At 60.9% G+C, this 13,842-nt stretch carries 13 protein-coding genes; 7 read left to right on the plus strand and 6 right to left on the minus strand.

Features of this window, described 5'->3' with window-relative positions; all coding sequences use genetic code 11:
• Positions 1 to 33: 33 nt before the first annotated feature.
• Positions 34 to 738: a hypothetical protein gene (locus G7Y31_RS07835; protein WP_165010138.1), complete on the minus strand. Its 705-nt coding sequence runs from the start codon at positions 736 to 738 to the stop codon at positions 34 to 36.
• Positions 739 to 925: 187 nt separating this feature from the next.
• Here G7Y31_RS07835 and G7Y31_RS07840 point away from each other — a divergent pair, with 187 nt between their 5' ends.
• From G7Y31_RS07840 to G7Y31_RS07860, 5 genes are all read left to right on the plus strand, one after another.
• The gene (locus G7Y31_RS07840; protein ID WP_165010140.1) at positions 926 to 1,540 is read left to right on the plus strand and encodes a TetR family transcriptional regulator; all 615 of its coding nucleotides are present in this window, start codon (positions 926 to 928) and stop codon (positions 1,538 to 1,540) included.
• Positions 1,527 to 3,689, plus strand: a complete 2,163-nt coding sequence (gene glgX / locus G7Y31_RS07845; RefSeq protein WP_165010142.1) for a glycogen debranching protein GlgX — start codon at positions 1,527 to 1,529, stop codon at positions 3,687 to 3,689. Before G7Y31_RS07840 ends, glgX begins: the two co-directional genes overlap by 14 nt.
• A gap of 47 nt (positions 3,690 to 3,736) precedes the next feature.
• Entirely contained in the window at positions 3,737 to 5,200 is a 1,464-nt protein-coding gene (locus tag G7Y31_RS07850; protein WP_165010144.1) for an exonuclease domain-containing protein, read from the plus strand.
• 85 nt (positions 5,201 to 5,285) lie between these two features.
• Positions 5,286 to 5,945 (plus strand): hypothetical protein, encoded by a 660-nt coding sequence (locus tag G7Y31_RS07855; protein WP_165010146.1) that lies wholly within the window; start codon positions 5,286 to 5,288, stop codon positions 5,943 to 5,945.
• Positions 5,946 to 6,023: 78 nt separating this feature from the next.
• A complete protein-coding gene (locus G7Y31_RS07860; protein WP_165010148.1) occupies positions 6,024 to 7,004 on the plus strand; it encodes a GTP pyrophosphokinase in 981 nt (326 codons plus the stop codon).
• A 45-nt stretch (positions 7,005 to 7,049) separates the two neighbouring features.
• Here the strand turns inward: G7Y31_RS07860 and G7Y31_RS07865 are convergent, their stop codons facing one another.
• From G7Y31_RS07865 to ilvA, 4 genes are read right to left on the minus strand one after another with little or no spacing between them, the layout of a single operon-like run.
• A complete protein-coding gene (locus G7Y31_RS07865) occupies positions 7,050 to 7,445 on the minus strand; it encodes an RNA-binding S4 domain-containing protein (protein ID WP_165010149.1) in 396 nt (131 codons plus the stop codon).
• Positions 7,446 to 7,682: a hypothetical protein gene (locus G7Y31_RS07870; protein WP_165010151.1), complete on the minus strand. Its 237-nt coding sequence runs from the start codon at positions 7,680 to 7,682 to the stop codon at positions 7,446 to 7,448. It abuts the gene before it with no gap.
• A complete protein-coding gene (locus G7Y31_RS07875) occupies positions 7,679 to 8,323 on the minus strand; it encodes a YigZ family protein (RefSeq protein WP_165010153.1) in 645 nt (214 codons plus the stop codon). The genes G7Y31_RS07870 and G7Y31_RS07875 overlap by 4 nt, the downstream gene beginning before the upstream one ends.
• A 12-nt stretch (positions 8,324 to 8,335) precedes the next feature.
• Positions 8,336 to 9,622: a threonine ammonia-lyase IlvA gene (gene ilvA / locus G7Y31_RS07880; protein WP_165010155.1), complete on the minus strand. Its 1,287-nt coding sequence runs from the start codon at positions 9,620 to 9,622 to the stop codon at positions 8,336 to 8,338.
• A 169-nt stretch (positions 9,623 to 9,791) separates the two neighbouring features.
• Here ilvA and G7Y31_RS07885 point away from each other — a divergent pair, with 169 nt between their 5' ends.
• On the plus strand, positions 9,792 to 10,376 hold the full coding sequence (locus G7Y31_RS07885) for a hypothetical protein (protein WP_165010157.1): 585 nt from the start codon (positions 9,792 to 9,794) through the stop codon (positions 10,374 to 10,376).
• Positions 10,377 to 10,518: 142 nt separating this feature from the next.
• Here the strand turns inward: G7Y31_RS07885 and G7Y31_RS07890 are convergent, their stop codons facing one another.
• Positions 10,519 to 11,727, minus strand: coding sequence for a cobalamin-independent methionine synthase II family protein (locus G7Y31_RS07890; RefSeq protein ID WP_165010159.1), 1,209 nt, complete (start codon positions 11,725 to 11,727; stop codon positions 10,519 to 10,521).
• A 392-nt stretch (positions 11,728 to 12,119) separates the two neighbouring features.
• Between G7Y31_RS07890 and G7Y31_RS07895 the strand changes: the two genes are divergently transcribed.
• Complete coding sequence (locus G7Y31_RS07895; RefSeq protein ID WP_165010160.1) at positions 12,120 to 13,808, plus strand: SpaH/EbpB family LPXTG-anchored major pilin; 1,689 nt, start codon at positions 12,120 to 12,122, stop codon at positions 13,806 to 13,808.
• Positions 13,809 to 13,842 lie beyond the last annotated feature (34 nt).

Consider the following 13,842-nt stretch of genomic DNA (forward strand, 5'->3'; position numbering starts at 1 on the left):
CGTATACGGACACGCGTGGCACTACTTAACCGTTTAAGGCTGCACCGGCGAGCACATCTTCCACCGACCACCTTCATTGGCGAAGATCATGGTGGCCGACTCGATACCATTGGGGTTGCGGGTGGTCACGGTTGCGGAGGCCTCGTCGCCATTAGCGCTGACATCGCTCACACTCTCCAAGCCAAACTTGCCCCATTCCGGGGTCATCTGGGTAATCGGAACGTTGTTAAACTGGTCCAGCTCAGTCATCGGTACCGGAGGCTGCTGGGCCAGCACGCGTTGGCACGTGGAGTCCAGCATGTAGCGGCCGAAGTCACCAATGGTCTGCTGTGCGTAGAGGCCGTTGACCAGGCCGGTGATTGCCTCCTTGACGGCCGGGTCGTCTTGGCCGCCCTCGATGGGGGCAAAGCCTTCTGCCGGCGCCTGCGGCTGGCCTTCGAAGGGGTTGACCAAGGTTTGCGGAGCCTGTTGCGGCTGCTCCGGCTCCTTTGTTTCTTCCTTCTTGTCTTCTTCCTTCTTCTCCTCTTGTTCCTCCGGCTTGTCCTCAGAAGGCTTCTCCGAAGACGTGGGCGCCGCCGAGGTGGAGGCCTTTGCGGAAGTAGTCTTCACAGTCGAAGACGCTGCAGAATTCTCTTCATCGCCGCTGCCGCAGGCCGCCAGACCTAAAGGTAGGGCGAGCGCCAGTGCGGCGATGACAGGACGTGCAGGGGTGCGCAGGGACAAAATAACTCCAAACATAAATTGATTACTTTCTTGGCGGCGAAGTCCACCTCCAAGAAAAGCGCGGGTCATGCGCTGCAATGTGGGACCCAAGTCTAACAGGGACAACGTAAATGCCAAGTTGACAATCCCTTAAAAGAACCTGTGAAAGCTAACACACCACCGCGCCCGCACGGGCGCTACCACCAGGATAGACTGGCTCCTTGTGCACCTTCATCGCGACTTAATTGTCTCCACCGCAGTGGCTTTGCTCAATGAATACGGCCTGGCAGATACCACCATGCGCCGCGTGGCCACCACGTTGTCGGTTGCCCCCGGCGCGCTGTATTGGCACATCAACAACAAGCAAGCCCTCATCGCAGCCATCGCGGATTACATCGTGGGGCCGGTGCTCGACGCGCCTGCCACGGACGCTACGGAGCTAAGCCGCCGGCTGCGCCAACGCCTGCTAGCCTTCCGCGATGGAGCTGAGGTGGTCAGCGCAGGCCTGTCCCAGGTGGATAACCCCACGTGGTGGCGGTTGGTCGAGCACGTCGAGCAGTCCTTGGCCGCCAGCGTTGAGTGCGCGGCCGTCCCGGAGAGCCTGCGTGCGGCTGCGACCGCCCTGATTCATCTGACGGTGGGTGCCACCACCTTCGAGCAGTCCCGCGGCCAGTTGGCTGCCTTCGCCGCAGCCGCCCCGCCTGCAGAGCCCGCTGAGCCTGCCGATGCCGCGCTTGCCGATGCCGCTGAGCCTGCCACGTCCGAACTGGAGCGGGCGGTGGCCTTTATCATCCGTGGACTTCAGTCCACTACTGTGGAAGATTATGCGCGAAAATAGTGAGATCTGGCCCGGTAAGCCGTATCCCCTCGGTTCAACTTTTGATGGTTCAGGCACCAACTTTGCCCTGTTTTCCTCGGCGGCACAGAAAGTGGAGCTGTGTCTTATTGATGAAGATGGCCAGGAAGAACGGGTGGAATTAACGGAGGTTCACGCCCACGTCTGGCACGGTTATCTGCCAGAGGTGGGCCCGGGCCAGCGCTATGGTTACCGCGTGCACGGCGCTTATGACCCGGACTCTGGCCTGCGCTGCGATCCCTCGAAATTGTTGGTAGACCCCTATGCCCGCGTGTTTGATGGCGACTTTGATGGCCACGCCAGCCTCTATTCCTATGACATTTACGCACAGGATCCGGGCACGGGCCGCAATGAAGAGGACTCACTGGGTCACACGATGACCTCGGTGGTGATTAATCCTTTCTTCGATTGGCAAGGTGATAAGCGCCCGAATACTCCGGTGGAAGAAACGGTGATTTACGAGGCCCACGTCAAGGGAATGACCATGACGCACCCGGATATTCCGGAGCACCTGCGCGGCACCTATGCCGGGATGGCACACCCGGTGATGTTGAACTATTTCCAGGAGCTGGGTGTCACTGCGGTCGAGCTCATGCCGGTCCACCAGTTCTTGCAAGATGATCGTCTGCGGGAGCTGGGCCTACGCAATTATTGGGGCTATAACACGTTCGGCTTTTTTGCCCCGCACGCTGACTATGCCCAGTCCCAGCGCCCGGATGAGGTGGTAGCGGAGTTTAAATCCATGGTGCGCGCCTTCCACTCGGTGGGCATCGAGGTCATCTTGGACGTGGTCTATAACCACACTGCGGAGGGCAATCATCTGGGGCCCACCATTGCCTTTAGGGGCATCGACAATCGAGCCTATTACCGGGTGGTAGAAGGCGACGCCGCGCACTATATGGACTACACCGGCACCGGTAATTCCTTAAATGTCAGCCACCCACATTCCCTGCAGCTCATCATGGACTCCCTGCGCTACTGGGTGACGGATATGCATGTGGATGGCTTCCGCTTTGACCTGGCCTCCACCCTGGCGCGTGAGTTAGATGATGTGGATAAGAAGGCCACCTTCTTCGACCTCATCCAACAAGATCCCGTGGTCAGCCAGGTCAAGCTCATCGCCGAGCCCTGGGATGTGGGCCATAACGGCTACCAGGTGGGTAATTTTCCGCCCATTTGGAGCGAATGGAACGGCAAGTACCGCGACACGGTGCGTGATTTTTGGCGCGGGGAGCCAGCCACGCTGGGCGAGTTTGCCTCCCGTATTACTGGCTCTTCGGACTTGTACGCCAACAATGGCCGCCGCCCCACGGCGTCGATTAACTTCATCACCGCCCATGATGGCTTTACCCTGCGGGATTTGGTCAGCTTCAATGAGAAGCACAATGCCGCCAACGGGGAGGACAACCGCGACGGGGAGTCCCACAATCGCTCCTGGAATTGCGGCGTGGAAGGCCCTACTGAAGACGAGGACATCCGCAAGCTCCGCCGCCGGCAACAGCGCAACTTCATCACCACCTTGTTGCTGAGCCAGGGCACCCCCATGTTGGCCCATGGCGATGAGTTTGGCCGGACCCAAAACGGCAATAACAATGTTTACTGTCAGGACAATGAGCTGGCGTGGATGGATTGGTCCATGCTGGATTTGCCCAAGAACGCGGCATTCTTCGGCTTTGTTAAACGCGTGCTGCGCATTCGCCACAACCACCCGGTGTTCCGCCGCCAACGCTTCCTGGCTGGCGGGCCGTTAGGATCTGATGTGCGCGACCGTGACGTGGCGTGGATGGTGCCTTCGGGCAAGCTCATGACGCAGGACGACTGGGACCACGACTTTGGCCGGGCCCTGATGGTCTACCTCAATGGCTCCGCGATTACGGAATCCGACGCCTACGGCCGCCCGATCAAAGACGACTCCTTCATCTTGATTTTTAACGCCCACCATGGCGAGCTGGAGTTCACTTTGCCGGGCCGCGAGTTGGGCGCGAAGTGGAAACTCATCGTCGATACCGCAGACTCCGGCGGCTACCCGGAACAAGAGACCTTTATCTCTGCTGGCGGCACAATCACCTGTAAGGATCGCACGACTATGGTGCTCAGGCAGGTGGAGCCGCCGCAGTTCGAGGATTCCTAGTCGCTGACCATTCCGCCGCCGCACTCTCACCAGGAAGGACTCCCCCTGTGCCCGTCCCACCCACCACTGTCAGCGCCCACGGAGCCCAGCTGGGCTTTTGCGCCGAAGCTTTGCTGATCCAGCATTCTTTCCTGGCGCAAAGCCTGGGCCAGCCGCGCGAGGAAACCGTGCCCTGGTCGGAAATTGACCAGGTAGAACTCGAGTCCACGCCGGCCGCGTGCTTCGATGTAGTCCATCTCCACACCGCCAGTGGCCGCCGTCGCTTGCGTTTTGCGCCAGGCACTGCGGCGCAAACGGCCCAACGCCTGCTGGAGGCAGGAATGGCTGGGGAGATCGCAAAACCGGCAAACGGAGATGAGGCCGCTACCACGGCAGAGGCCTTAGCCGGCTTGGATTTCACCGCCGTGGATGTGGAGACCGCTAATGATGATTGGGGCTCCATCTGCGCCATCGGCGCTGTGCGCTACCGCGATGGCCAGGAGGTTGCCTCCCGCAGCTGGTTATGCACTCCCCCGCCAGGCATGGAGGAGTTTGCAGCAGTCAATGTGTCCATTCATGGCATCACGTCGCAGCAGCTTGCCGATGCCCCCTCCTGCGCCCAAGCCCTGCAGGAGTTGCTGGGGTTCCTGGGCGAGGATGTACTGGTGGCCCACAACGTCCAATTTGATGCCACCGCACTGCAGCGCGCGGCGCAGGCGTGCGAGGTGGAGCTGCCAGAGATTTCCCTGGCCTGCTCGCTAGCACTGGCGCGCGATGCCTCCCGGGCGGGAGTATTGAGCGTGGACAACCATCGCCTGCCAACGGTGCACGCCGCGCTGGGTGGGCCAGAATTTACCCACCATGACGCCACGGCGGATGCCCGCGCCGCTGGGTTCATTATCACCGGCCTGGCACAGGTCTGGGCACGCCAACAAGATTCTGCGGTGGCACAGCTCTGGGCGGAGAAGCAGGATGCTGGGAAGGCTGCGGGCGAAGGGGGCATCGGCAAGATAGCCCAATTGTGCGCTGCCCGGGAGTTCACCTTGGGCACGCTGCGCACCGGCGAGGTGATGCCCGTGCTGCGCGCCGCCACCGCGCCAACTGCCCCGGAGGATCTGGGCGCGGGCACGGATTTCCGGGATAGCACCCGCAATGCTGGGCGGGGTGAGAACGGGCGCAGTGGTCGGCGCTCGCCTGCCCCGTGGGCTGCGGTATCCACGCCGGATGCCGTTCCGGAACCAGATTCTTCCGCTGACCCGGATAATCCGCTCTTTGGCCAGCACGTGACCCTAACTGGCGAGTTTTCCCCTTATGACAAGGGCATGCTGTGGGAACGCCTGGCGGCAGCCGGGGCGCAGGTAGGCAAGTCGGTGACCAAGAAGACCACCGTATTGGTGCTGGGAAGCTGGGCCACGCAGACCTCAAAGGAAAAGCGCGCCCATGAGCTTATTGCTAAAGGCCAAGACATTGCACTGTGGCCGCAGGAGCAACTGCTTGAGGCGCTGGGCCTAGATATTCAGCCGCCGTTTTAGAGAATAAAATTCGCGCCGGCGGGAACCTTTCAAGTGTGGAGGCAGTCCAATGAGGTATATGCACTGCACATAGAAAGGTTTCCTCATGACGTTAACGCTTAGCCCAGCGGCTACCCGTCCGGTTGCTTCCCCGCTGTTGCCCACCAATCTTTATCCGGCGATGTGCCCGCACACCCTGGCTAAGCCGGTGCGGCTTAGCGATGATGGCTTTTTTGATTCCATAGTCAGCGTAAACCTGTGCCAGGGCCATGACATGCGCCTGAAGTGTCTAACCCCGGGCAGCCACGCCAGCGTGGATGTCAGCCATCGCGGCTTGGCCACTTTGGGGCTTAGCGTGCACCACGCGTGGCAATTGGCGGCTCGCAACGTCTTGGCGGCCGCGGCCACGGAGCGCGGCTACCGTTTTCTTACCCGGCCCTGCCAGCCCAATAGCGGACGGCGCTCCACCCGGCAGCTTCCCCCAGGAGTGCAGGTCTACACTGATACCCTGCCAGTGACGGCCTGGTTGGCGCACCCCATGACATTTAGCGTGCTCCACCAGCACCTTTCCGGTCTGTTAGGGAGTACGCAGCTGGTCTACTGTGCGCCCACCGCACAGGTGCTCTGTGTGTTTGCCCACGCCTCGCCTTCGCAGCTACGCAGCCTGCAGGCCTTCACTGACCGCATGGCCGGGGTGTCTACCCCCACAACCGCGACCGCGCCACTAGCATGGGCCAACGGATTCCCCCGTGCCCTGCAGGTGTAGGCCCAGGTGGAGAAGGCAGTGCTCCGGAAAGCCGCGCCCTTGCCCATTGCAATCAACGTTGAAGAGAGGTCCCCTGACGTGCCAGAGAACGTGATATCCCAGCTGGGCAACCGCTATCACGAGTGGGTGCGCCAACACCCGGAGGCAGCGCAGGAGTTCTCTGCGGACATTGAGCAGCTGCTTGATGATGCCGGGGTGGTCTACGACCGCGTCATCACCCGGGTCAAAGGCTGGCCCTCACTCAAAGCCAAGGCCAAGAAACGCCGGGCAGATGGCAGCCCGGTCTACCCCGTTCCGTGGGAAGACATTCATGACACGGTGGGCGTGCGGGTGACAGTGTTTCACTCCACCGTCATCCCCCAGGCCATTGACATCCTGGGCAAAGCCTTCGAGGTAGTGCGTAGCGTGGACAAAGCCCAACAGACCCGGATTTCTGGTGGCTTTGGGTACGGCTCGCACCACTTGGTACTGCGCGTGCCGGAGCACAATGAAGACCTACAGGCTTACGTCGGCTTGATCTTCGAGGTGCAAATTCGCACCGTCTTGCAGCACGCCTGGGCAGAGTTTGAACACGACTTGCGCTATAAGCAAGGCTCAAAGCCACCCTCCCCGCAAGTGGACCGGCTGTTTACCCTTGCCGCAGGTCTGATAGAGCTGGCGGACCAACAGTTTGATGATATTGCCGCGCTCATGGAGGTAGGCCCCGCCCCGCAGGATTCCGTAGAAATAACCCCGGAGAACCTGCCCGGAGTGCTGGCCATACTCCTCGGGGATAAGTACTCCCCCTCCCGTTTAGAGCACATCCGCTTCCTGGCGGTAGTGCTAGAGGCCCACGGCATTGACACCTTGGCCAAGCTGAAGGATTTACTCAATGAATCCAACATTGCAGCGGTGCGCAGCGCCATGCGCTACAGCTTCCGGCCCGGGCAGGTGCGCCTGGTCGATGATCTGCTGCTCTACCGCTTTGGGACAGCCCACATCACGGCCACCGGAGAGCTGGGCGATCACAAAGGCCGCACCGAACGGCTGCAGCGCCGCCTCAAACAGCTGCGCCCCTAAACCCGGCAGGGCTGCCTCTCAAACTAGATACCCCTCCAAACGCAGCTAGGCGCGGCCGCGGCGGTCCATGCCGCGGAATTTCTCCATCTCGCGGCGCTCCCGCTTGGTCGGCCGGCCCGCACCCCGGTCTCGCACGGGCACCGCAGGAATAAACGCCGCTGGTGGCGGCGGTGGGGCATGGTCGATGTAACAGCTACGCGCTAGCGAGGCACCTACCCTTTTGCGTACTGTGGCCAGCACTTCTAAGTCATGCTCGTGGTGGTTGCGCCACACACGCACCCTGTCACCCGGCACCACCTGCTGGGCGGGCTTGGTTGCCTTGCCGTTGAGCTTGACGTGGCCGGCTTTGACGGCATCGGCAGCCTCGCTGCGCGTCTTAAACATGCGCACCGCCCACACCCAGGCATCAATGCGCACCGGGAGGCCATCTGGGGAAGTCACCTAGTACTGATCCTTGTGGTTAATGATCTTGTTGATCTTGGCCCAGTTGTAGACGCCGCCCACCACCGCGATGATCAGCCCGAGGATAAGCCACGCCGCCTCATTGGCAAACATCCACGCCCCCACCAAGCCCACGCCGGCACCGACGGCCACGGAGACCACCACATTGCGCGAGTGCTTCCGCACGGCTTGCTTACGCTGTTCAATGGGATTATTGGGGCGCGGTTGTAGAGTCATAGCGGCAATTCTACCCACTTGGCTCCGGCTGCTTTGGCAACCACCTGCCCCTGTGTCAGGGCCGCTAATTCTGCATTCAACTCATCACGCCCGCCTGGCGCGATAGCAAGCGTATAGGTGACCTGAGCCCCGTAGTCGGTGTCCACCACCGAGTATCCGCGCCCACGCAACTCTGCTTCCATGCGCCCGGCCTCTGCATGAGAAAAGCTCACGGCATAGAGCTCCCGGCTGGCTCGGCATACCCGGGTGACCTGGTCCATGGCAGCGCTTACCGCACCGCCATAGGCGTGGACGAGCCCTCCGGCCCCCAGTTTGATTCCCCCAAAATAGCGCACCACCACAGCACACACGTCCAACATTCCGGAGCCCTTGAGCACATCCAGCATGGGTTTTCCTGCGGTGCCGGAAGGCTCGCCGTCATCGGAGGAACGCTCCACGGGATTGGCGCCATCGACGTGGTAGATATAGGCACTGCAGTGGTGGCGCGCATCGGGGAAACGCGCCTTGGCGGCATCAATAAACCCGCGCGCCTGCGCCTCATCACACACCCGGGTAATCAGCGTGATAAACCGGGAGCGTTTAATTTCCACCTCATCTTCTACCACGTCCGTGGTGGGGCGGATATAAGAATCCATGCTCATAAGCTCCCGCGCCTATTGGGAGGCCACCAGGTAGTCATATTCCGGCGTGCCTGGCTCCAGGTGCTGGCAGGAAATCTTGGAGTTAGCCATGCGCTCTAGCAGGCCACTAAAGTCCGCAGCACGGCTAAGCTCCAAACCCACCAAGGCCGCACCGGTTTCGCGGTTGTTGCGCTTGAGGTATTCAAAGAGCGTGATGTCGTCATTTGGCCCCAGAATCTCCGTGAGGAAGTGGCGCAGCTGGCCCGGCTCTTGGGGAAAGTTAACCAGGAAGTAATGCTTCAGGCCGCGGTGGACCAGGGAACGCTCCATAATCTCGTTGTAGCGCAGCACGTCATTATTGCCGCCAGAAATTACGCACACCACCACGGAGCCTTCCTGCAGCTTGAGCTCGCGCAGGCCCGCCACGGATAGCGCACCGGCGGGCTCAGCGATGATGCCCTCGTTTTGGTACAGGCCCAGCTGCTCGGTGCACACAGCGCCCTCGGAGACTGTATCCCAGTGCAGCCGGCCTTGGTTGGCTTCCAGGATTTGGAAAGGCAGGGAGCCAATGCGTTTGACCGCAGCGCCATCCACGAAGGGGTCCACGGCGGGCAGGGTCACGGGCTCACCTGCGGCAAAAGCAGCGGTGAGCGACGCTGCACCTGCAGGTTCAATGCCCACAATCGCCGTGCGCGGGGCCATATCTGCCAGGTAGGAGGTGATGCCGGAAATCAGCCCACCACCCCCCACAGGGACCACAATGGTATCTAGTGACTTGCCCAGGGCGGAAAGCTGGGAGACCACCTCAGCTGCCACGGTTCCTTGGCCGGTGATGGTATCGCGGGCATCGAAAGGTTCAATGAAGTTGGCGCCCGTTGCCTCGGCTTCGGCATGGGCGGCGGCAGCGGCCTCGTCAAAGTTTGCACCCGTGACCACCAGCTCCACCTGCTCGCCACCGTGGACCAGGATGCGGTCGCGCTTTTGCTTCGGCGTCGGCTCCGGTACATAAATCTTGCCCCGGATACCCATGGTGCGGCACGCATAAGCCACGCCCTGGGCGTGGTTGCCTGCGGAGGCGGTGACAATCCCCTTGGCTCGCTCGGCATCGCTTAAGTTGGAAATCCCAAACAGGGCGCCGCGAATCTTGTAGGAGCGGACGTCTTGCAGGTCCTCGCGCTTGAGGTAGACCTCCCAGCCGGTGTCTTGGGACAAGCGGGGACAATACTGCAAGGGTGTGGGAGCAATCTCGGAGGAAATTCGTGCCTGAGCTTGCTGGATGTCAAAAGCGTGAATGGGCTCGAATACCGCAGATGTAGTCATGGCGACCTAGTTTAGCCGCCGCCAGCTTCCCGCCTAGCATTACCTAGTGATCGACCGGTGCCCCCAAGCGGCTAGCCACAACGGGAAGAAAGTGCTACATTTTTGTTCGACTACCCAGCGCACGCGCTACCGTCAGATCAACATCCCAACCCCTTCTGAGGAGAACTCTATGCGCCAACACCGTGTGTCCGTGGCCCTCGTCGCTGCCGTTAGCACCAGCCTTGCCTTGCTGAGCCCCGCCGTCGCCCAGGCGGAGTCCAGCAAGCCTGGCTCCTCCCAGCCTGCTGCCTCCGCTTCTGCCACCCCGGGCACCCAGCCTGCCGATACCCCCGCTACCGCACCCTCCACCGAACCCTCCGCTGGCGAAACCCCTGCAGATGCCAACGCCATCAGCGCCGAAGAGTGCAAGGCGCAGGTGGAGGCCGCTAAGAAGGCCCACCGTGAAAAGGGCGGATCTTCCTTCGTAGGCCCGGGTGAGTTCGCCCAGGGCGTGATCAATGGCTATGGCTCCTCCGGCATGCCAAAGCTGCCGGAGTGCGCCCAGAAGCCTGGTGACAAGAAGGATGATGATCCTTACAAGAAGCCCGAGTTCCAGATTTTGAACGTTCCTGATTCGGTTATTGAGGCTTTCACCTGGATCGGCGCCATCATGTCTGGCATCGCGGGCATGATTCAGCTGGTGACCGTCATCGCTAAGTTCAACCCGGACGTTGCCAATATGATCCGCCACCAGCTCAAGGGCCTGGCCCGCTAAGAGCGCGTACCTGGTCCGCTAAGAGCTCGGCTAAACACTGCCAGTGGAAACCAGAAAGCCCCGGCGTGCATATACACGCCGGGGCTTTGTGCTGCTGTTAAGAGCCTGGCAGGGAGCGAGGCCCGAGGCCGCAGGTGAGCGCTTAGTACAGCTCTGCAGAAGCGATCTCTGCACCCTTGACCAGGGACTCCAGCTTGGCCCAGGCCAGCTGCTCATGGATGCGCCCGCCCAGACCGCAGTCCGTGGAGGCAATCACGTTGTCCGGGCCCACCAGCTCAGCGAACTGGATAATTCGGTCTGCGACCAGACGCGGGTCCTCGATGAGGTTGGTAGAGTGTGAGACCACACCAGGGATGATCACAGTCCCCTCCGGCAGCTTGCGGTCCTTCCACACGCGCCACTCCGCAGCGTGGCGAACGTTGGCGGCCTCGAAGGTAAAGCCGCCGACCTTGGCCTGCAAAATTTCATCGACAATCTCCTCGAAGGGGACATCGGTGGAGTGCGGGCCATGCCAGGAGCCCCAGCAGATATGTAGGCGCACCTGAGAAGGATCGATCCCCTCGATGGAGGCGTTGATGGCTTCCACATTCTTGCGCACATAGCTGCGGAAGTCCTCGTAGGACGGCTCCGGGTTGATCTGGTCGAATGCTTCTGCCAGGTCCGGGGCGTCAAGCTGCACGGTAAAGCCGGCATCGGCAATGGCCTTGTACTCATGGGACATCACCTGGGCGGTGGCAGCCAGCAGCTCATCGTAGTTGGGATAATACAAGTTGCGGATGCGCGCCGCAGAACCCGGCGATACCGCAGCGACGAAGCCCTCAGCCTGTGTGCCAGCGGCGTTGAGACCAGTGCGCAGGTGCTGCAGGTCTGCTGCCAGGGCTGCTTCACCGATGTAGGACAGCTCGGATTCAATGGTGGGCAACAGCAGCGGCTTTTTTCCTACCCACACACCAGAGGTGGGGTCCGCGTAGGCCTCTGCAAACGCGTGCTGGTCACGGCGGTCAAAGAAGGCAGTCAGCTCCACGTTACCCGGGGTGTAGCGGACAATTTTGCCGGCTGCGTCCGGCTCTTGAGGGTCGGTGGGGCGCAGCCCACCCAGGCGACTAAAGGAGTAGGTCCACCAGGAGCCGAAGTCGATGGAGTCCAGCATCGCGTGGCCGTACTCGCCTTCATTGACGATGTCAATGCCCAGGTCCACCTGGCGTTGGACCACCTTGTTCACGGAGTCTTGCAGGACCTCGTGGAAGCGCTCAGTGTCAATCTCGCCAGCCAGACGCTGCTGGTTAGCCTCCAGCAGCTCCTTGGTGCGTGGCAGGGAGCCAACGTGGGTGGTACGAATCTTATTAGCCATGGGACCCTTTCTGTCTCAAACTCGAGCCGCAGGCTATCCCGCCTGGACTACACTTTCTAGACTGCACAGTCTAGACCATGCGGTCTAGACGGAGAAATTGACTACACAAGTGACCTACCCGCCTGGTCCACCTGGTCTACCTGCCTGGTCTACCTGGTCCACCCGGCCTTGACCCCCACCCCACCACTTACATAACACCAACTTTACGTGATATGGGTCTCGATTAGCCCGTTTTCTGAAAATCTGAGGAGTATTTTATAAGAATTTCTTGCTAGGCTGAGCTCGATAACTGGAAATCTGGCATGCGCCTGAGAGTCTGGTTAGAACTCCTAAGGGAAATGGCCCAGCGGAGTATGTCAGTACAGTCCATTCGTTCACCCAGTGAGGTACTCGTGAACATCTTCACCAAGAGCCTGACCGCTGCCCTTGCCAGCAGCGTGGTAGTGGTCGGCGCAGGTGCTTTTAGCCCGGCCTATGCTCAGGACACCAACACCCCCCCAGCTAACCCAGCTAATACGGAAAACCCGGCCGCCACAGCCAACGCGGGCACCCCGCCGGTAGCGGCAGCCACCTCCATTGGTTCCCTAGCTGACTTGCCGCAAGACGGCGACGTCTCCCTGACCGTCCACAAATTCTCCAACAACGGCACCCCTGGTCCTGCCGGCGATGGCACCGAGCTGGACTCGGTAGCTGACCTGGGCAAGCCGCTACCAGGCGCCACTTTCACCATCGAGCGCGTGGACAACATCAACCTGCGCACCCAAGCCGGCTGGATTGAGGCCGAAAAGCTGGCCAAGGGCAAAGAAGGCGCCATTACCCCAACCCTGGTGGAGGCTGAACAAGTCACCACCAACGACAAAGGCATTGCGCAATTCACCGGCAAGAAGGTGGGCTTGTACAAGGTCACCGAGACCAAGGCACCCGAGGGCCACCGGGCCACCACCGCACCGTTCTACGTTGCACTGCCCATGACCAACACGGATGGTTCTGGCTGGTTGCGCGAGGTCCACGTCTACCCCAAGAACCAGAAGCAGTCTGAGTTTGGCACTAAGACGATCAATGACTCAGGAACCCGCGTCACTCACAACCTCTTGCGTTACACCATCGTCCAGCCGCTAGAACAGCGCGCCCGCACTGCCCCGGCTCGTAAGTACTACCACATCGAAGATCTCTACCCCGCCGATCGCGTCGAGCAGGGTAAGTACTTCAATCAGCGCAATGGTGCCAGCGACGTGCACGTGCTGGGCTATATGCGCAACTACCACTACAACGTTGTCGACGATGGCAAGGGCAGCCTGAAGATCGTCTTTACCGAAGTTGGCCTGCGCAAACTAGACATCGAATCCCGCCAGCCAGATGCCAAGCTGACCATCAATGTCAACTTGGCAGTAAAGGGAGTGGACCTCACCGGGCCCGTGATCAACCGGTACAACTACAAGGAAGTTTTTGAAGACACCCCGCCGGCCAACCCCACCCCGCCGGACCAGCCCGAAACCCTGCCGGAGCCCCCAAGGTTTATGCCCCGGCAACCCACTTTCCCCACCCCCGTGGAACCTGCCGGTGATCCCGTAGAGCCGCCTGCCGATGTCGATCCACAATGGCCGGTATCCTGGTTCGGCCAGGTCAACATCCGCAAAGTAAACACCAGCGGCACCCCCCTCGACGGTGCAGAATTTGCCCTCTTCGATTGCGACGCCAAAGGCAACTACAACCCCGAGAAGTACCTGTGGTCCGAAATTATCCCCACCGAAGACGGCGTGGAGATCCAGCAACTGCGCGTCAACGACTGGGAAAACAATGCACCCAAGGATGCCTCGAACTCCTTCTACTGCCTGGTAGAGACCAAGGCCCCGGACAACTATGAGCTCAACGCCCAGCCCGTGCGCTTCCAGGTGCTCAAAGGCAACCAGGAAGAAACCATTGGACTAACCGAAGTGGTCTTCACCGACGTCGAGCGCAACGCCGGTGGCAAACTGCCGCTAACCGGCGGCAAGGGCATCCTCGCCCTCATCCTCGCCGGTGGCATAGCCCTGCTCGTGGGCCGTGGCTACTCCATCTACTCCCAGCGCCGCAGCTCCTAACAGCGGCGCCTGCACCCTCTGACCTGCCTGCTCA

It is taken from the genome of Corynebacterium lizhenjunii (genome assembly GCF_011038655.2).
Classification (GTDB): domain Bacteria; phylum Actinomycetota; class Actinomycetes; order Mycobacteriales; family Mycobacteriaceae; genus Corynebacterium; species Corynebacterium lizhenjunii.